General features: G+C 44.7%; 14 protein-coding genes and 1 pseudogene. All 15 read right to left on the reverse strand.

Features of this window, described 5'->3' with window-relative positions; all coding sequences use genetic code 11:
* Window positions 1-59 precede the first annotated feature (59 nt).
* The 15 genes and pseudogenes from KOL94_RS14935 to iolE all read right to left on the reverse strand — a co-directional run bounded on the left by KOL94_RS14935 (window position 60) and on the right by iolE (window position 20,169).
* Window positions 60-1,307: an ABC transporter substrate-binding protein gene (locus KOL94_RS14935; RefSeq protein ID WP_221567190.1), complete on the reverse strand. Its 1,248-nt coding sequence runs from the start codon at window positions 1,305-1,307 to the stop codon at window positions 60-62.
* A 219-nt stretch (window positions 1,308-1,526) separates the two neighbouring features.
* Window positions 1,527-2,573 (reverse strand): LacI family DNA-binding transcriptional regulator, encoded by a 1,047-nt coding sequence (locus tag KOL94_RS14940; protein ID WP_221567191.1) that lies wholly within the window; start codon window positions 2,571-2,573, stop codon window positions 1,527-1,529.
* Between the two features lie 445 nt (window positions 2,574-3,018).
* Window positions 3,019-5,670 carry a glycoside hydrolase family 84 protein gene (locus KOL94_RS14945; RefSeq protein WP_221567192.1) on the reverse strand — a complete coding sequence of 884 codons (2,652 nt, stop codon included), beginning with the start codon at window positions 5,668-5,670 and terminating at the stop codon, window positions 3,019-3,021.
* 286 nt (window positions 5,671-5,956) lie between these two features.
* Window positions 5,957-7,531, reverse strand: a pseudogene (locus tag KOL94_RS14950) (FAD-dependent oxidoreductase).
* A 309-nt stretch (window positions 7,532-7,840) separates the two neighbouring features.
* Window positions 7,841-9,508, reverse strand: a complete 1,668-nt coding sequence (locus tag KOL94_RS14955) for an alpha amylase family protein (RefSeq protein ID WP_221567193.1) — start codon at window positions 9,506-9,508, stop codon at window positions 7,841-7,843.
* A gap of 77 nt (window positions 9,509-9,585) precedes the next feature.
* Window positions 9,586-11,148 carry a DUF4127 family protein gene (locus KOL94_RS14960; RefSeq protein ID WP_221567194.1) on the reverse strand — a complete coding sequence of 521 codons (1,563 nt, stop codon included), beginning with the start codon at window positions 11,146-11,148 and terminating at the stop codon, window positions 9,586-9,588.
* Window positions 11,149-11,174: 26 nt separating this feature from the next.
* Entirely contained in the window at window positions 11,175-12,068 is an 894-nt protein-coding gene (locus KOL94_RS14965; protein ID WP_221567195.1) for a carbohydrate ABC transporter permease, read from the reverse strand.
* Window positions 12,069-12,081: 13 nt separating this feature from the next.
* On the reverse strand, window positions 12,082-12,951 hold the full coding sequence (locus KOL94_RS14970) for a carbohydrate ABC transporter permease (protein WP_221567196.1): 870 nt from the start codon (window positions 12,949-12,951) through the stop codon (window positions 12,082-12,084).
* Complete coding sequence (locus KOL94_RS14975) at window positions 12,948-13,856, reverse strand: ROK family protein (RefSeq protein ID WP_221567197.1); 909 nt, start codon at window positions 13,854-13,856, stop codon at window positions 12,948-12,950. Before KOL94_RS14975 ends, KOL94_RS14970 begins: the two co-directional genes overlap by 4 nt.
* 12 nt (window positions 13,857-13,868) lie before the next feature.
* Complete coding sequence (locus tag KOL94_RS14980; RefSeq protein WP_221567198.1) at window positions 13,869-14,723, reverse strand: MurR/RpiR family transcriptional regulator; 855 nt, start codon at window positions 14,721-14,723, stop codon at window positions 13,869-13,871.
* On the reverse strand, window positions 14,674-15,417 hold the full coding sequence (locus tag KOL94_RS14985; RefSeq protein WP_221567199.1) for an N-acetylmannosamine-6-phosphate 2-epimerase: 744 nt from the start codon (window positions 15,415-15,417) through the stop codon (window positions 14,674-14,676). The genes KOL94_RS14980 and KOL94_RS14985 overlap by 50 nt, the downstream gene beginning before the upstream one ends.
* A 90-nt stretch (window positions 15,418-15,507) precedes the next feature.
* Complete coding sequence (locus tag KOL94_RS14990) at window positions 15,508-16,785, reverse strand: ABC transporter substrate-binding protein (protein WP_221567200.1); 1,278 nt, start codon at window positions 16,783-16,785, stop codon at window positions 15,508-15,510.
* On the reverse strand, window positions 16,782-17,543 hold the full coding sequence (locus KOL94_RS14995; RefSeq protein WP_221567201.1) for an alpha/beta hydrolase: 762 nt from the start codon (window positions 17,541-17,543) through the stop codon (window positions 16,782-16,784). The genes KOL94_RS14990 and KOL94_RS14995 overlap by 4 nt, the downstream gene beginning before the upstream one ends.
* A gap of 483 nt (window positions 17,544-18,026) precedes the next feature.
* Window positions 18,027-19,094 (reverse strand): LacI family DNA-binding transcriptional regulator, encoded by a 1,068-nt coding sequence (locus KOL94_RS15000; protein ID WP_311775150.1) that lies wholly within the window; start codon window positions 19,092-19,094, stop codon window positions 18,027-18,029.
* 172 nt (window positions 19,095-19,266) lie between these two features.
* Window positions 19,267-20,169: a myo-inosose-2 dehydratase gene (gene iolE, locus KOL94_RS15005; protein WP_221567202.1), complete on the reverse strand. Its 903-nt coding sequence runs from the start codon at window positions 20,167-20,169 to the stop codon at window positions 19,267-19,269.
* Between the last annotated feature and the right edge of the window lie 2 nt (window positions 20,170-20,171).

Here is a 20,171-nt window from a genome sequence, read left to right on the forward strand (position 1 = left end):
GCTCAACTGTCGACCAAGCCTTGCAACAGCTAGTGGACTTCCATGCTTCTGTCTAGGCATCATTGCTTCTTCAGCCTTGTGTATTCTTTGGCCATTTTCTCGGATACCTGTTCTGGTGTCATGGATCCTGAGATCAATTCCTGTCCAGTTGCTCCCATTACATCCCACATACCACTCGGTAGATAGACACGGTCGAAGTAAGGTTGTACTTCCACACCTTCAAATTCACTATAGTATTCTGAATAATAGTTATCCGCCTCGACATTTGCTAGCCCTGCCGGAAGGGATGTACCCTCTGCTATCTTTTTGGCGATGTCCGGTTGAGCTAAAAATTCGATGAACTTTTTCGCGGCTTCTTTGTTCTCCGAGTCTTTCCATATAGCGACCGTGTGGCGCTCACCGCCAATCCAGCTAGCCTCATCCCCTTCATGGATCGGCGGCATTGGTATAACACCCACTTGGACTTCAGGGTTTAGTTTTTTTACCGCCGGACCGAGAGAACCGCCACCAAATGTGAACCCTATTTTCCCTTGAGCCATCAACTGTGCCTGATCTTGTATTTGCGCAGTCAACACATCTTCATTCAGTAAGCCGTTATCATGGATTTCCTTCAATTTTTCCGGTAAAAAAGTGTAGTTCGACCAATCGAATGAACCATCTAATAACGACTCTTCGTAATTGTGTTCCTTGTCGGTTACTAAGAGAGGTGTCGCGAATTGATCAAAGTACTGACCGAAAGCCGACTTATCAGACCCATTGATCCAAAGCGGAATCACATCGCCATTGCTTTTTGCCTTGATCTGGTAAAGAGCGTCCATGAATTCTTCAAACGTAGTAGGTGGTTCAATCCCATATTCCTTAAGTAAGTTGGCATTGTAATTGATGCCATCCTTCGCCTGGTTAATCGGGTAGGCATACACTTTGCCTTGCTCGTCCTTCAAGATGTTATCAAGAGCCGGGTCGAGATTCTCCACCCAGTTCATATCTTTCAAATCAGCTACGTATTCACCATAACGTTCTTTCGACCAACCGTGCGTGTCAAACAGGTCTGGCATATCATTCGCTGCCATTTTTACACGCAGCATGTCTTCATATCCACTGCCCGGAAAATTTTCTTCAATATTAATATCTGGATACTCTTCCTCAAAGGCAGCGATCGCTTCAGACATCGCTTTTTTATCACTATCAGTCGTCACTGTCGAGAAAAAGGTCAATGTCGTCGTATCACCTGAAGCACCGCCCGAACATCCTGTTATGATCAGTGCAAAACATACCAAAATACATGGAGCCAACCATCTATATTTCATAATGAATCCTCCTGACCTTTTTAGTAATCAAAAACCTTGTTTAACGAGTCCCGTTTGGTTATAATTCTTTTGCTGTTCTTTTATTTTCGCGGATAAATGGAACAGCATCCTAATGTGTGCACCTACTTTCTCGCCAAATCGAGTAGGTGTACTTTTTTACACTCCTTTCTATGTACGCTATCACCTCCTTAACGTATTAAAGGATTTCTTTTCTTATATTTATTTTTCTTGTGCGCCACAGCTGTCCCGGATCACCAGTTCTGTCGGGACCGTGACTTTGAGCGGGAGCTCCCTCCCCTTCAAACGATCCAACATCAACTTGACACCGGTCCGGCCCATTTCTTCAGTAGGCACCTTCACGGTCGTTAATGGCGTGCTTGCGAATTTCGCCATTTCTACATCGTTAAAACTGACAATCGCGATATCCTTCGGAATGCTGTAGCCCTTTTCCTGTAAAGCGCGCATCGCCCCGATTGCCATCGCATCACTCGCAATGAAAAAGGCTTCAGGAAGATCGCCCTGGTTGATGGCCTTCTTCATCAATTTATAACCATCAGACATGAAGAAGTCGCCTACATGATGGGATTGAGGGTCATAAAGCCCCTTTTCTTTCATCACTTTTTCAAATGTCCAGGCTCGTCCATCTGGAAACTCTATTTTGGTACCATTCAAATGCTCTCGCTCTTGGCCCCCGATAAAACCGATCCGTTTAAATCCTAAGTCGAATAAATGGTTGAGAGCACTTTTCGTCGCTTTTTCAAAATCGATGTTGACGGAATCATACATATTCTCGTTGACTTCATGATTGATATAGACGATGTTTTCTAGATGATTCCCCAACTCGTTAAGAACATCGGAACCGATCCTGCCGACTACGATCAGATTGCTTATGTCTTTACGGAAATTCCTGAAGTTCATATTGCTCAACCTGTAAATTTCCGTTGCTGCCATCCCATTTTCCGATAACTCCTGTTCAATCCCCTGTCTGATGGAAAGAAAGAACGCATCGTTCAGTTCCTCCTCTAATGAATGGCATAAGAGAATCGCAATTTTAGGATCCTGGTTATCAAATGGTTGTCGTGTGAGTGGTTGCGCCTTCTCATTACGGCGTTCTTGCATGGTTTTATAGCCTAGTGCTCTGGCTACGTCAATAATCTTTTGACGCGTCTCAATTGCAACGGATAACGTTTCATCATTATTCAACACCCTTGAAACCGTTGCACTGGATACCTGTGCACGAGTAGCAATTTCTTTAATCGTCGTCATCGCAAAAACCCTTCCTTCAATAAATCTAGTAAAATATTTACTAAATTTCACTTAATTGATTACTACCTTACCATCATAATGAAGCGCTTTCAACACAAAATATTAAATTTTCTGAAATTATTATTCGGTTATTAGCGAGCCTAATCTCCTAATATACTTGTATTAGTAGAAAACCCCGGGGGAAAATATATCTATTTCTTTTAGTAAATAATTTACTAAAACACAAAGAAGAGGCTGTTGCCAAAGTATGTCACTTAAGTACAACCTCTTCTTTTTTATACGTTTGGGGGGAGTTGTTCCTCATAAATTTGATTTTGTACCAGGCACCAATTTAGAAGCCTTGCGTGGTGCGAGTACCTGATTGGTGCCTGGTACATTTTGAGAACCGTTGGGGCACAAGGGTGAAATTGTCGTGCCTGGCACCGAGAAGTTTTTTTCACATGGGTTATTGTACGGTGAATTCTCTTATTTGTGCCCAGCTTGATTGATCGGTTAGTACTTTGAACCTTATGAATCTTGCTTGTTCTTCTTCCTCTAAAGAAAGTGAGATTTCTGTTTCATTTTCGTACTCTCCTAACACTCTCCAGTTGCTGCCATCGGTTGAGATTTCGATGGAGCCATGTCTTATAAAATCATTTGGTCGTGGTGCTGATCCGCTTGTAGAGGCCATAAAGAGTTTTATAGAATGAATAGTCTGTACCTCCCCCAGATCAATCCCTATATAATCTCCCTTTTCAGGTGATCCGTACGTCCAATAGATTGTATTCAAATCACCATCTGAAATATGATCTAAGGTATAGCTGCTATAGGCGTCTAGTGTAGAAAACGGCCCAGCTTCTTCTCTTCCACCCAACCATAAATCATTAGTTTTCAATGCTAAGTTGATAAAAGGTTGCAGTACACCATACCCATATGTTTTCGGATTGGGAATGTCATAGACTCCTTCATCGATTGTGAGTGTAACTAGATTTTCTTCAATTGACACGTTCGCACCGACAATGGAGTTATGTTCAAGCCAGTCACCGTCTCCTCCAGAATGGACACTTAACACATACCCCTCCTCAGGAATAACAGAATTGTTCCCGCCTACAGAAGTAACTTTTCCATCAATGACTGTAATTTCATAGCCCCATTGGTTGGTCCCAGTTGTCTCCCCGAATTCAGAGGTATACTTTATCAGTTCTCCCCAACCCCTTTCGACATCAGCTCCATCTAAATTCCTTGAAGCTTGCTGTGGCTCTTCAAAAGTGACGTCTGTCGTATCATTTTCCAGTACTTGATCTAACTCTGCCCTGAATTCCTCAGTCAATTCTTTATTACCACTTTGCTGCGAAAGAAGCATTTCGACGGCTAGCTGAGCCGCTTCGCCATAATGCCTCATTTTATCAATCCAAGGATTCATTTCCTCAGCGAACTTTTCATTATGAAAGTCATTTTCCAAAACATCAGCTGCTTCTACTAGCTGTTCGAATTCATTCAAAAGCTGTTCAGACTCTTGTTGCCCTTCCCCATCCTCATAAGCATCCCAAAACTCTTTAATCAATGGGCTAAGAGTCGGGGATTCTTCTTGAAGGACACGTGAAGATAATGCATTTTCTGCAAAAGTTTTTACTTCTTCTGCAAAAGATCCTCCAAACTCTCGGATACTTGCACCCCAAGATGCCATAGGCTCATAGTCTGAAGGATTCCAAGTATAATCAGCTATCGTAAACAACGGAATTTTAGAAGCCTGGGCATATTCCATCGGGTTTGCGGTTAATCCGTGAACTCCATGCTCCGTCAACTCTGCATCCCTTCCAGAAATCGGACTTAAAAATAATCGATCCTGAGAAAAATCATTAACCGGATGGTTGTCCCATATTAACAGGTCATGTTTAAATATGTTCGAGATTTTTTCCGCATCTTCATTTGTGATAGTTTCTGTAGTAATCCCAATTCCAGTCCAGTAAACTAACACCTCGGAATCAACCATATCGGCGAATTGTTCTCTATAAGGACTGGTTCCATCTTGATAATATTCTGTAGGGACGGTGATGAGGCGGTTCGCTCCTTCATGAGTTTCGATGAACTCTTCTTGAAACTTGTTCAATACGTATGCTTGAGCAGCTGCTGTCGGACTTTCATATGCTCCAAACTTCTCTTCATCCTCCTCACAACTCATCTCTTGAAAAATATCATCAAAAAGTATGGCGAAATCGCGGACACCCAGATCCCACAAAGCTTGGGCCTTTTCTTTTAACAGGGTGAATTCATCCTCCCTTGAGTAACACATATCTAAACCTGGTGAAATTGTAAAAATAAAATTGACATGGCTGTTTTCAGCAGCATTCACTAATTCTCCTAGTTGAGCAAGTTTTTCTGCAGGATAAGGCTCCCTCCATTGATCACGATGATAAGGATCATCTTTGGGGGCATAAACATACGTATTCATTTTGTTTTCACCGTAAAATTCAATTTGATTTATTCGATCCTGATGTGACCATGGAATTCCGTAAAATCCTTCAATAACACCCCTGATTGGCATTTTCGGAAAATCTTTAATAAATACTTCAGGAACCATGTGGCGTCCCGGATGTGGTGTAAGGATTTGTTTCAGCGTTTTAACACTATAAAAAACGCCATCCCAATCTGCACCAGCTAGGATGATCTTCTTCCTTTCATCACTCCCTTCTCCTGCTGCAAGAATATAGCCTTCTTCTGGAAGTTGTTGATCTCCTTCAGCATTCAAAAACTGCAGCTGTTCAGTAATCATTGGATTTTCAGGATCGTTACTCAGAAAGACAGTGATAGGCGTTGTAGGATTTTCGGATTGATTGAATATCTCTATTTCCTTTACACCAGATGATTTCAAGATTTCCTTTAGCTCATTTATCACCGACTCGTCACTCTGTTCTGGTAAAACAACTCCAACTACTGGAGTTAATGGAAAACTAGTGTCTTTTACATTAAGTTCTTGGGGTGTAGGATAGATTTCTAATTCTAGTGGATCGTTTTCTGCAAAGGTTTGAGAGGTGGGTGGCAAAACAAAGCTGATCAAAGACAAAATAAGGAGAAATGAACAAAATAAACAAAAATACATACGCCTTTTCTTATCCATCATACGAAAACTACACTCCTTTTATTAAGATAGATGTATATCTATAATGTGCCAGGCACCAATTTGAAAGCCTTGGTACATGCGAATTCTGATTCGGTGCCTGGTACATTTTGAAAAGCGTTGGGGGACAAGGGATTGAAAATGGTGCCTGAAAATGGTGCCAGGTACATTTTGAAAACCCTTCTGCCACTTGGGTTCTTTTTCGGTGCCTGGCACCTTCTGAGAAGCGTTGGGGCACAAGGGTGAAATTGTCGTGCCTGGCACCGAAGGAAGGAATGGTTATTATTTAAACAGCTCCGATTTCGGGCCAGTGGAGTTCGATGCCTTGTTGTTGGAGGAGGGTTTGGTAGTTTTGTAGATGCGCTGGAGTGTGTCGGACTACTCGTGGTTCGATGCCTTTTTCATGAGCAAAGGCTGCTAAATATCCGGCGGACTCACCGATGTTCCATTCAACGGGATGGACGCGGAAGCAGCCGTTCGTAATATGAGTTGCCCCGATGTTCTTGCTTCCTGCGATGAGATTCTTCATCCGGACAGGCAGTAATGTGCCTAGCGGTATTTCAAAAGGGAGACTCGGTGTATAAAACAGCTGGTTCGTCACGATTGTCGGATGGAGATCAATCCGATAACAGCCGACTCCAACTGAATCTTCAACCTTCTTAATCCCCTTTTCTCCACGGTATTCTGCATTGATGTCCTGTTCCTTGACCGTGACTTCTGCTTTGATTCTGCGGGATTCGCGAATATAAGGATACATTGCTAATCCATCATCTGTTCCTGCCACATCCCGCCTCAGTCGCAATCCAGGATACCCGAGACCCCCGTCATGCCTCGGTGCCTCTGTTTGCATCCAATAAAGGAGGGATAAACTTAGCTGTTTTGCCCCTTTCAGATGTTTCTTGCGCTCATCTTCATCCACTTCATATATCGGACCGAGCCAATAATCATTTTGCGGCCAGTTGATGAGAGACAGATCACCTTCAGCAAAGCCTTCACGCAATAGCTTTTTATCCAAAGCCCTTCTGTATTCCCACAGTGAAAACAGTCCTTTTTGCGGAAAAAGCGTGAACAACTTCGATTCCCCGGTCGCTGCATCCGGACCGAACCAGCTTAATTGTTTATGGTCCAAGAAATCCGCCTGATAGTTTTTTCAGAACTCATACTGCTCCGGTTTTTCGATCGTGTGATCTTCGCCTTCCAGATAGTCTGCTGCAAAACAATGCGTGATGGACTGCATATCAAGCTGTTCCGCTCCTCCCTTCAGAGCATGCGGCTCCTCGGTTTCCTCATATGCTTCTGCACCTGTCACATATGCAACACCCGCCAACGGCAGCAGATCCCCACACTCGGTTGCATCAATAAAAATCGACCCGCTGATCGCCACTGAAATTTCCTCCTTCAAATCCCGAACGGTCACCGAAAGGATTTCATCACCTTTCGTCTCAGCGGCAACTGGTTTATGCTCCATAAGCAACGTGATTTTACCGGTATGGATAAAAGGAGCCAGCATATCGTTCAAGACAGCCAAAGAAACCCTCGGGTCGTGGGAGAGCCGGCTTACAAGCGCATTCCCTGGATTCAGCTTCGAGTCACCACTAGCCTTCTCCGTCAACGGATAATTCCTCCGATAAAAGTTACGGACTCGATTGCGGAATTCACGATAACTTCCGGTGCATCCGAACTGTTCGATCCATTTATGTTCATCCGGCGGAACGAGCTGGCTGGTCAATTGCCCGCCAATCCGCCCGGTCTCTTCTGTCAAAATCACCTTCTTCCCCATTTTAGCAGCAGATAGAGCGGCCAGACTTCCGCCAAGTCCACCACCGATGACAATAATTTCACCATTTAACTCTTTATTCATAAGGAACGACTCCTTTTTAAAACTGTTAAGTATATGTACGTCAACAAGCAAACCTTTCATGAGACCGTGAAAATGCAAAAAAATGAATTTGATGTACTCATGAGTGCTTCATGAGTGCGTGAAAACACACAAATCCGAATTTGATGTACTCATAAGTGCATCATGAGTACGTGAAAATACACAAAACCGAATTTGGTGTACTCATGAGTGCTTCATGAGTATATGAAAACGCACAAAACCGAATTTGATGTACTCATAAGAGTTCGTTTCATAGAGTCGGGCTGACCCGTAAGCCAGCCCAAACCCTCATTACTTATCTTCTCTGATCATTTTTAACAGTCCTGGGATCTGATGTGGCGGCTGTGATTCTTCCGCGAACTCTTCCTCAATGATGTCCCACCAGCCAAACTGTTCAAAGTAAACTAGGTCGAACAGCATAATACCGTGTGACCGCTCCATTACGGATCTCAAGCCTTTACGGAACTGTTCCGGGTCACCTTTATACTGGTTCAGATAAAGGCTTCCATATACGAAAGTGGCTTCATTCACGACATCAAAAGCAATATCCGCTGAACCTTCAACGCTGTACCAATCAGGATTCCCGGACTCGATCGCTTCTTCCCGTGTAACATCATAAAAGTAGTTACCTGTCATCAAGAAATCGAGTACTTCAGCATAACCGGTTTTACCGTAATCAGGACTTGCCCAATCATAATCCGGCTGATGCGTTCGGCTTGCCCAGTTCACACCTTCACTATAGTAAAGCGGGTACCAGGCACCGACATACGTACTGAAGAAAAGAGATGAATCTTTTTCATGGACGAGTTCCTCTGCTTGTCGGAAGAAATCCTGTATGTTCCCCGCTCTCCATTCGATCCACTTTTGATAAAGTGGTCCTGGATTTCGCTCTTGTCCATCTTCTGTAAACTCGATACTGAAAATATCCTCCGGCCAGTTCGTGACGCTTTCTCCGATATATTCTTCAAAACGTTCACGGCTCAGATCACTGAAATCAGCATTGATGTTCGAATAACGCGCACGATCCAGAACGATCCCGTCTATGTCATAGTTGTCGATCAATTCTTCGATGATGCTCAACTCGTAAGATCTCACGTCTTCACGGATCGGATTGGTGAATGTTGAAAAAGAAGGGTATTCCGATGCAGGGACCAACTCCATCTTTGAAGCAGAGTAATCGATCTCATCCCCTACCTGAACATTTTCGTTTAGCCATGTTCTCGCTTCCCCGTGACCAGACAAGACAACACCATTCTCAGGAACTTCAACAGCTGGAGCACCATATGTACGGTCCACCACTTCTGTTACGACTCCATCTGTGATCTGGACTTCGGTACCCCACTGATTTGCTGGGGAAACATCATATTCAGACGGTGTATACATGACCAATTGGTTCGAGCCTCTTGTGGTGTTCACTCCTGTAATATCGAATGTTTCTCCATTTTCAACTTCTGCAACACGTGAAGCCATATAGAACGTCGTTTGCCATTCCGGGTTTTCAAAGGCCGGACCATCTTTATAATCGTTATTTCCTTCCGAAAAGACATTCACATTTGCATGGACCTGGATGCCATGCTTATGCGCTTCTTTTATCACCTCTGTCAGCAAGTCATATCCTTCTGGGAACTCATCGTATTTCGGAATCTCAGATGTGCTCATATGCGGGGCGATGTCACTCAAGTACCCGACAAAACCTGTGTAGTTCTTTACGTCGAGGATGATCGTATCGATGTTTGCTCTTGCGGTTTTCTCAACAATGTTTTTCACTTTTTCCGGCGTATTCAGGTTCTGAATGTTCGCCGAAAGATCGTACCATAAAATCCTTGCTTTCTTGTCATCTTCATTCACGAGGTTTTGAAGCACTTGATGCCTTGATTTGTCATTTCCTGTTGCGGTTGCCGGTATGACCAGGCTGAACAGCAAAACAACTGACAGTAGAACACCGAATATTTTTTTCATCAAATCCCTCCGAAAAATTCAATTGACCAAGATCAAGTTACAGCGGTGAGAATGAGGAGAATCGCTCAGATGTCGGCTCAGTGGACCACCTCCTTAAATTTTGCCTGGTTTCCCTCAAGCTCAATTGTCAGAGCGATTTCAAAAGTTCTGTTCCAGGGAAGCGTGATGTTTCTGATTCGGAGAGCATAACCATTGCATAGTCGTAGTTTGTTCAAAGTCTCTCCGGCGGTCTCCATGAACTGTTTTTGCACGATTTCAAGCAACTCATCTTCATCTAGCTTCGATTCATCCACTTGATCCCTAACTTTCTGGCGGGTGACTGATTGATAGAGATAATCATCTAAAAACCGCAGCGCCAACAGTTCGAGGTGCCTTTTCTGAAAGTCGGTTTCAAGCAAAAACCCGTTCAGTTTTTGCAAATGGATCATTGCAGAATGAGCGATGACCGTTCCTAGAGAATTTCCCGCCGTATTCCAACCGGCATAACCTGACAGGTGTCTGAAAATCCCCGTATCGGTCAATCTCGGCATCAGTGCAGGATCCGCGCCATTCGCATAAGCAAGATCGGCGACCGCTACATCTTTTCCTTTTTCGAGATAATGCTTGACCTTCAACATCCATTCACCGAGATTCCGGTCCGTCGTGTCGACTTCAGCCAGATCCATCTGTAGAGCCAGATCCCCCTGCTTCTTCCCTGGCACGTTGACAGCAAGAAGAAGGTCCGCTTCTGAAGGACTTTCGCCTGTAAAAGACCCGAACGCATAGACCTGGCCTTTGACAGACTCATAGATTGGCCGGTCTTCGTACATCGCATTGGACAACGCCCCTTTTTGACCACTGTAAAAAGGATGGAAGATCGGCTTCTTGACGTCTTCAAGATCATAGACCATTCTGGCGACCAATGTACTTGCCACCTCGTCAGCCCCCGGATAAATGAAAACCTTCTCATGGAGGTTGCGTTTGTTCACCTCCTCAGAAAGCCATTCTTGCTCCTGGATGTTATAGCCGTACTCTGCTGTATCATCTTGCGGGAATACAAGGATATTGAATAAACCAGCTTCGGCTTCATCCAGTAAAGAACGGTTGATCGAAAAATTCCGCTCTCTCGTTTTCTTATAATCTTTTAAAATCGTATCCGGTATCTTCGGCCTCAGCTCCTCTATCAGTTTCTTGGAGACGGGATCCTTCGTTTTCAAATAACGATGGGAATGATACGAGAATTGCCAGATTTCTTTACCATAACGGTTCCAGTACTCCTTCTCCTCTTCATTCACATAAGAATTGGAAAGGCGCATCGTGGCGCTGAATCCCATGATTTTGAGCTCTGGATTGACTCTTTTCAGTTCTTTTAAAACCTGAAGGCGTGCTCGGACTTCTTCTACTGTTGCCACAGAAACCCGGGAAGGGACAAGCCCACCGTAACCGAGCATATCAATCGACACGACAATCCCGTCCACCTCACGAGACTTTTCTTTTAACCAGTTTTGCAGGAGGTCAAGATTACCTGGCTTTTTTAAAAATCCGAGCTCATTGCGTTCTGGTACGAGGACTTCCCAGCCACCGATTGCGGCCAGCTGTACTGGAAGGTCGCGTGTAACAGGTCGTGCATCAACTGGAAGCATTGCAATTTTTCGTTTCATCCATCTCCATCCTTTCTGTCAAACGATTATCCTTTTACAGCCCCGCTCGTTGCTCCTTTAATGAAGTAGCGTTGGAGGATGAGGAAGAATATGATGATCGGCAGGACCGAAATGACGGAACCAGCAGCAATCATACGCCAGTCTGCCGAAAACAGCCCGGTGAGTGCGTTCAACCCTAGAGGCAGGGTGTACATCTTCTGATCATCCAAAATGATCAACGGCCACAAAAAGTCTCCCCATGCCATCACAAACGTGAAGATCGCAAGCGTCACCATCGATGGTTTTACAAGCGGAAGCAGAATCCTCCACCAGATCTGGAAACTGTTTGCGCCGTCCATTCGTGCAGATTCATCAAGTTCATACGGAATCGTGATGAACGCCTGTCGCATCAGGAATATTCCGAATGCTGTAGTCGCGTGCGGCAGGATCAGCCCTGCATAAGTGTTCTTCAACCCAAGGTCGAGTGAGAGGATATAGATCGGGATCATCAACAGCTGGAATGGAATCATCATCGTGCTGATGATCAGGATGAAAATGATGTTTTTTCCTTTGAAATTCATCCTTGCCAGCGGATAAGCCGCAAACGAACAAAACAAGACATTAAGGAGTACGGTGAAAAAGCCGACGATCGTGCTGTTCATCAAATAGGTCCAGAACGGGAACGCATCCATGACCCTTGAAAAATTGCCTAGTGTCGGGCTTTCCGGAATGAATTTCGGTGGATAACTGAAGATGTTTTCATGCCCCGATTTCAAAGCTGTCGAAAGGAGCCATAAGAATGGACCGAGCATCCCGAGAGCCACGATGGTCAAGAGAAGGTAAACCAACAGTTTTTTGATGCGTCCTTTCGTTTTCACATTCAACAACGGGCGAGTCTCTGTCTCGATGGATTGTTTTTTATCTGTAACAGGTGCTTCCATTTTTCTCCCCCCCTTATGCTACGTTTTCTTTCCTGCCCATCAGTTTCAAATTGACAATTGAAAAAATGAGTGTGATGAGAAAGAGCACGACACCAGCAGCACTTGCATAGCCCATGTTCAACTTCTCAAATGCCTCTTGATAGATATAAAACACAAGCGTTTTCGAACTGTTAAGCGGACCGCCTCCTGTCATGATGTAGATCTCTTCAAATACTTTCATAGCGGCAATCGACGACATAACGGTGACGATGATGATCGATGGCATCAACATTGGGATCGTGATTCGGATCGTCTGTTGCCACTTATTCGCCCCATCAATTTCTGCCGCTTCGTATAGGTTGGATGGGATCGACTGAAGCCCCGCCAAATAGATGATCATGTAATACCCTAAACCCTTCCAGACTGTTACGGCCATGACCGCAAAGAGGGCTGTCTGTTCGGATGTAAGCCAGTGGACCGGACCATTGATCAGACCAACCACCTCTAAAATGTAGTTGAGGACTCCTTTTTCCGCATACACCCATTCCCATGTAATCCCGACGACCACCCAGGAGGTGACGACAGGTATGTAATAAGCAGAACGGAAAAATCCGATTCCTTTGAGCTTTTGGTTGACGAGGATTGCGAGAAAAATCGGTAAAATGATAAGAGCTGGAACAACGCCGACGAGATAGATCAGCGTCTGGATGAGCGTTTTCCAAAACATACTGTCATCGAAAAGTTTCTGGTAATTTTCCGTCCCGACGAAGGTTGGATCGACAATCATGTTGTAATCGGTGAAGCTCAACCAGATGGCTTGCAACAACGGATAGAAAATGAATGCTCCCAAAATCACACATCCTGGCAGCAAAAACAAATATGGTGTCAACGCGTTACGTGTCACACCTCTCCCCCCTTACTCAATGCATCGAACAACAGCTTAGTCGAGCCGATCATCCCGGCTTTGTTTCCGAGAGTCGCTGCCAGAACATCCAGCTTCACCTCTTTTTCCGCCAATTTTTGTTGAAACGTTTGCCACCACTTGTCCTTCGACTCGATGACCCCTCCACCGATGATGACCACTTCAGGATCGATGCTTACAGAAAGGTTATAGATGACAAGTGCCAGGTCATTCAGGTACCTCTCGACGACTGGCTGGATTGTTTTGTCGCCAGTGTGGAAAGCTTCAAACACTTCTGCACCGTTTTTATAGGTTCGGTTTCCGGAATGTTCATTTGTGAGACTCAGTAATGCAGTTCCAGAAAGATATTGTTCGATACAACCGCTATTTCCACAGTTACATGGCCGTCCCCCAGGATAGAGGATGACGTGCCCCCATTCACCGCCGTTCCAATGATTCCCTCTGAAGATGTTCCGATTGATCATGTTTGCCCCGCCCACACCAGTCCCAAGGGTCAGGAACGTGACTGAATCATATGTCTCTTCTTTATTCCACCATTCGCCTGCCAGCGCTGCATTCGCATCATTGTCAATGACCGCAGGAAGTGCGTATGTATTTTCAATAAAATCGTGCAGGTTGATGCCCTGCCAGCCCGGAAGATTAGCTGTACTATAAACGACCTCACCTGTTTTCACATTGACTCTACCGGCAGTGCCGATCCCGACTCCAACGATATCCTTTTCTTTTTCAAGCAACCTGTCGATCGTGGTTATCAATGATGCAAGGATTCCTTCTCGTCCCTCGGCCACATTTGTCAGAGTCGTGATCTGATGATGAATTTTTCTGTTTTCGTCGACGATAGCCCCTTTAATTGCCGTTCCGCCTATATCGATTCCGATCGCTTTCATCTTTTCACCATCTTAATAGATCTTGTTCACAACGGATTGCGCTGTCTTTTCTTTCATTTCCAATGATTCTTGTTTGTGTTTAAGGGCAAGCCCTGTACATAATAGATCGATCACGAACAGCTGAGAAATCTTAGCTGCGAGGGAACTTCCTTCAAGAGGCGACTCTTTTCCTCCGTTGATCAGCACAGCATCCGCGATTTTTGTGATGGGCGATCTCGCATGATACGTGACGGCAATCGTTGTCGCGCCATTTTCTTTTGCGATTTTTAACGAATCGATCGTGTCCTTCGTGCTACCTGACACGGTTATGCCGACGACAAGATCATTCTCTGATAGGGTTGCAGCTGTCATCGCCTGTAGATGCGGATCAATCACCGCATCCACTCTCCGGCCGATCCTGAGAAAACGGTTTTTGGCATCGAGAGCGGTCAATCCGGACGTACCGACTCCGAAAAAGTGGACGGACGACGCTTGATCGATCATGTCGATCGCTTTATTGATCGCCTCTTCACTGTTCATTGAGACAGTTTCATGTATCGCATCGATCGTATAGGAAGAAATCGTGGTAAACAGATCATTTTGTACAGCGTTACCCGATTCTTCTCCAGTCTTGTTCGCCAAATCCTTTGCAATCGCCAGTTTGAATTCTTGATAACCTTTCAGACCGATTTTCCGGCAAAAACGCAGAACGGTCGTTTCACCGACCTCTGCAGCATCCGCAAGATCCGTGACGGAGTAGTAAATCACCTGATCAAGCTGTTGCATCACGATGTCTGCAACCTTTTGCTCCGACTTGGTCAAAGCAGGAAAGTAACTGTTAATCAACCCTTTTATATTTCCGGTCTGATTCGCTTGTTTCACTGTCATCCGCATAGCCTTCTTTCTTTAACAGATTCGTGTATCTTCTGGTGATTTCCTGAGGTCTAGTGATCGCTGAACCTACAACAACACTGTGTGCACCAAGTTGCAGCGCTTTTCGTGTCTCTTCTGGTGAATGGTATCTTCCTTCAGCAAACAATGGTACGGTCAGACGTTTTGCCAACTGTTCCACTAATCGAAAATCCGGTGTCTCTATTGATGGAGAATACGACGTATAACCGGATAGGGTCGTTGATATGCAATCCGCTCCGATAGCTGCAGCTTTTATGCCCTCTTCATAAGTGGAAACATCCGCCATCACCAATTTTTTATGACGATGGATATGGTTGATCAATTCGGCGAGGGTTTGTTCATTGGGGCGCGCCCTTAAGGTTGCATCGACTGCGATGATGTCAGCGTCCGCTTTTATCAATTCGTCAACTTCTTTGGCAGTTGGAGTGATGTATATTTCACTGTCGGGATAGGTTTTTTTCACAAGACCGATGATGGGGAGGTTCGTCATTTTCTTGATTGCCAGAATATCTTCAGACCCATTCGCTCTGATGCCGACAGCGCCACCCATTTCAGCAGCCTTCGCCATTTTCGCCATCACTTCCGACCCATGAAGCGGCTCATCTTCCAGTGCTTGACAGGAGACGATTAATCCTCCTTTTACTTGTTGAAATATCGTTAATGGTTCCATCTCTCTACATACCACCACTCTTTGAACTCATTTTGTTGGACTTGTTATAGGAAAAGAAGAAGGGGGAGTCGATCCCCCCTGATTTCTTTCTTATTGCGATAGGATCTCGTTCCATTCAGTCTCAGCTTGTTCTACCGCTTCTTCAGGAGTCATTTTACCTAGCATGGCAGCATGTAAAGCTTCATTGATCGATGTTTTCAACTCTTCGTAATTTTCCATTGGAGGGACGAGAACTTCGCTTTCCTTCAACTGCTCTGCAGACACGATTCTAGCTTCGTCAATCGGGGTCGGGTCTTCAGGTAGTTCATTGAAATAAGGATCATCTAACGCACTTTCGATTGAAGGAAGGATAGGGACGATCTTATCAAACTCAACCTGGTTTTCAGCATTCGTGATGAAAAGAGAGAACTTGACCGCTTCATCCTGGTGTTCACTTTGCTTCGGAACAACGAGGTTCATTGCTGCTGTATTCTTTTTGCCTGATGCACCGGTAATCTGTGGTCCTGATTTGGTAGCCTTCAGGATATCAGGAGCGTTTTCTTCAACTTTGTTAAGGAATTGGGGGCCAGAGGCTAAGATTGCGAGCTGACCAGCCTGGTACATATCAATCGCTTTTCCGTGGCCTTCAGTCAGGACTTCACGCGGAATCAAGTCATCCTGATAAAGATCCACGAAAAATTCGAAGGCTTTGATCCCTTCAGGCGTATTGAACGCTGCTTTTGTCATATCTTCATTTGTCAGGTCAACATCCATCATCACGAGTGTTTCGAGTAAATGGCTTGCATCGAGCGGCGGGAAGAACGCGTATTTCCCTGTCTCATCTTTGATCGTTTTCGCGACATCTTTCAATTCATCAAACGTTTTTGGTGGAGAGTCAGGATCAAGCCCAGCTTCTTTAAAAATATCTGTGTTATACATTGTCACTTGGGAAGAGAGATACCAGGGAATCCCGAATGTTTTATCATTGAACGTGTTCGATTTCCAAACACCTTCGAAATATTCATTCTGTTTTTCTTCATCCACCACTTCGTCCATGTTCACAAGGGCATCCAATTCTGCTAGTTTGGAAGCGAATTGCGGGTTGAGGTTGGCGACATCAGGTGCGGTTTTAGATGCCACAGCCGCTAAAATTTTCTTCTCCATATCCGCCCAAGGAACATCGACCCATTTCACTTTGATATCCGGGTTTTCTTCTTCAAAATCAGCGATGACACCATTGATGTAATCATCGAATGTAGGTGAAAGCTGCATTGTCCAGAATTCGATTTCGACTTGTTCACCCTCTTCGGACGTCTCAGCACTTTTGCAACCCGAAATGATGAGTGCTGTAACCAACAATATGGATAGTAATGTTGAAAGCCTTTTCATAAAATCCCCCTCTTTTCCGATTTGTTTTCTTGTTGGGCGAAATACGTCAACGCCCTTTTCAGATCGTCTTTCCAAAAACTCCAGAGATGGCTTTCATCTTCTTCGTAGTATGTAAGATTCGTTTCTGCCTGTTGGAAGGCGTTTGCCAGTTTCCGGTTATTCGTTGTGATGTCGAGCGTCTTCCCACTGATTTGGGATTGAAAACCATCTTCATGCACGCCATACACTTGATATACGTTCCAGTTTGTTCGGGCTTTCTCTTTTATTTTTTGTATGAGTGGTTCTTCGATTGCTGTAGATTGAAGTAAAAGATGCGTCCACTGGGAGGGTTGCTGAAGTCCGAGTGCTAGACCGACGGTAGCTCCGAGTGAATCCCCAAGCAGACCCATTTTTGTGATGTGTTTTCTTTGGTGAGTGAAATTGTTCTCTACGAATGGTAATAATTCTTGATGAAAAAATAGGAGATAATCTATGTGGTGTTTACCTTCTGGGTGATAAAACTGATAACGCTCATGTGAGGTTCCTGGTGGAATAAGGATCATGGCAATGTTTTCGAATTGACTAATATTCTGATTGAGCAGTTCTGTGAATTGTTCCTTCAAGTTTCCTAACTGCAAGTAATCTTCCCCGTCTTGCACAAAAAGCAGGCTGCAATCATCCCCTTTCGATTTGAAGTACTCGGAGTGAAGGAAAATCACTTTTTGCTCCCTGTTCAATATCGTGCTGTGAAATGCACACTCTTCTAAAGCAACATCCATTCAACCCCTCCCAAAAATTGTTACCAACATAATAACACAAATTTTCAGAAATATGGATAATTTCTCTGAAAATGATAAAAAAGGCGGATATAATCTCCAAAATGGTATTGCGTGGATGACTGTTATCTTTTAATGTATTTTTTTAATGTACCAGGCACCGATCCTAAAGCCAGTCGTACCAAGGGATCTCGATCGGTGCCAGGTACACTTTTGAAAGACTTGTTGCGCAATGGGTTGAAAATGGTGCCAGGTACACTTTGAAAACCCTTGTGCCACTTGGGTTCCTTTTCGGTGCCTGGCACCGAGAATATTGCGACATTTTTCGTGTTTGTTCAATCAAGCGTTTGTTTAAGTGTGGGAAACGATTGGGGTTATGCGGTTTCTGATTTCAATCAAACGTTTGTTTAACGTCCATATAAAAAGGACTAACTCCCCATTCCTTGATCGTGTGGGAGTTAGTCCTTTTTTACTCACTGGATTCGTTCAGTTCGCTTTTGGTTTTGGAAGGTTGTGTGGGCGTCCGGTTGTTCCTCTTATGATTAGGGATGGGGTGAACAGATTTCGTTCTTTCACCTTTTTCTTTCCGCCGATTTCTTCGATCAGCACGTCTACGATTTTATTCCCCATTGCGGTTATTGGCTGCGCGACGGTGGTCAGCATTGGAACGGTGATCGTCGCCAGAATCGTATCGTCAAAGCCGACTACGGATAGATCTTCGGGTACGTTCAACCCTTTTTCACGGGCGCCCTGGATGACACCAATCGCGAGAAGATCATTTGCCGCGAATACTGCTGTCGGAGGGTTCGGCCGCCCGAGTAACTTCTTCGTCATCTCTCGGCTGTCATCCATTGTTGAAGGAATCTTAACGATGTTTTCTTCATCGATCGGTACGCCATAATCTTCGTGTGCCTCGCGATACCCGAAGATCCGAATATTACTGCTTCGTACATCCTCCCCAATATACGCGATGTTCTCGTGACCTTGCGCCAGGAGGTGTGCGGTCGCTTGGTATCCTCCTCGATGGTCGTCGACGGATATGACGTTCACGTTGATCGAAGGATTATCTAAAGCCAGCATTACAACAGGGATATTTTGATCCATCAGACTCTTCAACAGGTCTAAATTTTTAAAACCTGAAGAAATGATGAAACCGTCCACTTGTTTTCGCTTCAACAGATCGATGTATTTCTTCTCTTTTTCCTCGTTATAGTCGGTACTGCAGATGATCACGCTTAATCCGCGTTCGTGCGCACGATCTTCAATATTCCGAGCAATCTCAGAGAAAAACGGGTTCGATATATCAGGAACCAGCAAACCTAGTGTATCGGTCTTCTTTCTCGTCAATGCAGATGCCACGACACTAGGCCGATAATCGAGCTGTTTCATCGCCTCAAGAACCTTCACCCTGGTAGGCTCGCTGATTCTTCCGGTATTATTGATCACTTTCGATACCGTCGCAATCGAGACACTCGCCTTTTTTGCGACATCATAAATAGTAGGGGCCATATAACGTCTCGCCTTTCTGAATCCTTTTCTTACTCTATTACCCATTATAACCTATAATAATAAATTGATAATTTCATTGAAACGAAATAAAGAAGACTTGGCAAAGCCAAGCCTTAGCGTAGGCTGAGCCTTAGTCGCCCTTATCTTGAAGAAAGTATTTATACTTTCTTTAAATGAGATGAAAAGCGCCTATTTCATTCTGCTTCCACTCCCATCCTCATATTCCAGAAGCTTTTTTGATATATTCTCGAGCCATGATCGCATATTCCAGCGGATTCGCTTTAGCAGGATCCTGTTCCGCTTCGACCAGCATCCATCCTACGTAATCGGTTTCGCTAAGCAGCTTGAATATCGGCGTGAAATTGAAATCTCCATCACCGGGTACCGTGAAGACGCCTTCCTTGACCGACTGTAAAAAGCTCAGCTTTTCCTGCTTCACTTTTTCCGCTACATCCATCCTGACATCCTTCAAATGGACATGTTTAATACGTGGCCGATAGCGCTCCAACACCTCAAGCGGATCGTCACCTGAGAAAAACAGATGCCCGGTGTCAAAGAGTAAATGGACGAGCTCTGGGTCTGTCATCTCCATGAGCCGGTCAACTTCTTCAGTCGTTTGGACGCCCGTCCCCATATGATGGTGGAAAACGATGTTCATGCCTTTTTCCTGTGCGAGTGAACCGAGTTTGTTCAAACCTACCGTAAGCCTCTTCCATTCTTCGTCTGTGAAAACGGGCTTTGCCTCGAACAACGGGATATCCATTTTTCCCTGAATGCTATGCCCTTGTTCAGAAACGACGATCACTTTTGCGCCAATCTCATCTAAAAAATCCCTATGCTGGATGAAAGTTTCTTCGGTCTCTTGAAAAGGCTTTGTCGTCAGGAAAGCGCTGAACCATGCACTTGCTATTTCCAGCTTCCTCAGTCCAAGTGCTTTTTTCAACACCTTGGGATCACGGGGGTACTTGTTCCCTACTTCAGTTCCGGTAAAACCGGCCAGCGCCATCTCACTGATGCATTGTTCGAACGTGATCTCCTGACCCAGCTCAGGCATGTCGTCATTCGTCCAGCCGATCGGCGCAATACCGATTTTCACTTTAGATTCATGATGTTGTGACATTG

The organism is Alkalihalobacillus sp. TS-13, from assembly GCF_019720915.1.
Lineage (GTDB): Bacteria > Bacillota > Bacilli > Bacillales > Fictibacillaceae > Pseudalkalibacillus.

Coding starts and splice junctions, on each gene's coding strand:
- KOL94_RS14960 (WP_221567194.1), bottom strand. CDS start 11,148: ATGAAACGAAAAATTGCAATGCTTCCAGTTGATGCACGACCTGTTACA.
- iolE (WP_221567202.1), bottom strand. CDS start 20,169: ATGTCACAACATCATGAATCTAAAGTGAAAATCGGTATTGCGCCGATC.
- KOL94_RS15000 (WP_311775150.1), bottom strand. CDS start 19,094: ATGGGTAATAGAGTAAGAAAAGGATTCAGAAAGGCGAGACGTTATATG.
- KOL94_RS14985 (WP_221567199.1), bottom strand. CDS start 15,417: ATGGAACCATTAACGATATTTCAACAAGTAAAAGGAGGATTAATCGTC.
- KOL94_RS14965 (WP_221567195.1), bottom strand. CDS start 12,068: ATGGAAGCACCTGTTACAGATAAAAAACAATCCATCGAGACAGAGACT.
- KOL94_RS14990 (WP_221567200.1), bottom strand. CDS start 16,785: ATGAAAAGGCTTTCAACATTACTATCCATATTGTTGGTTACAGCACTC.
- KOL94_RS14935 (WP_221567190.1), bottom strand. CDS start 1,307: ATGAAATATAGATGGTTGGCTCCATGTATTTTGGTATGTTTTGCACTG.
- KOL94_RS14995 (WP_221567201.1), bottom strand. CDS start 17,543: ATGGATGTTGCTTTAGAAGAGTGTGCATTTCACAGCACGATATTGAAC.
- KOL94_RS14945 (WP_221567192.1), bottom strand. CDS start 5,670: ATGGATAAGAAAAGGCGTATGTATTTTTGTTTATTTTGTTCATTTCTC.
- KOL94_RS14980 (WP_221567198.1), bottom strand. CDS start 14,723: ATGACAGTGAAACAAGCGAATCAGACCGGAAATATAAAAGGGTTGATT.
- KOL94_RS14955 (WP_221567193.1), bottom strand. CDS start 9,508: ATGAAAAAAATATTCGGTGTTCTACTGTCAGTTGTTTTGCTGTTCAGC.
- KOL94_RS14975 (WP_221567197.1), bottom strand. CDS start 13,856: ATGAAAGCGATCGGAATCGATATAGGCGGAACGGCAATTAAAGGGGCT.
- KOL94_RS14940 (WP_221567191.1), bottom strand. CDS start 2,573: ATGACGACGATTAAAGAAATTGCTACTCGTGCACAGGTATCCAGTGCA.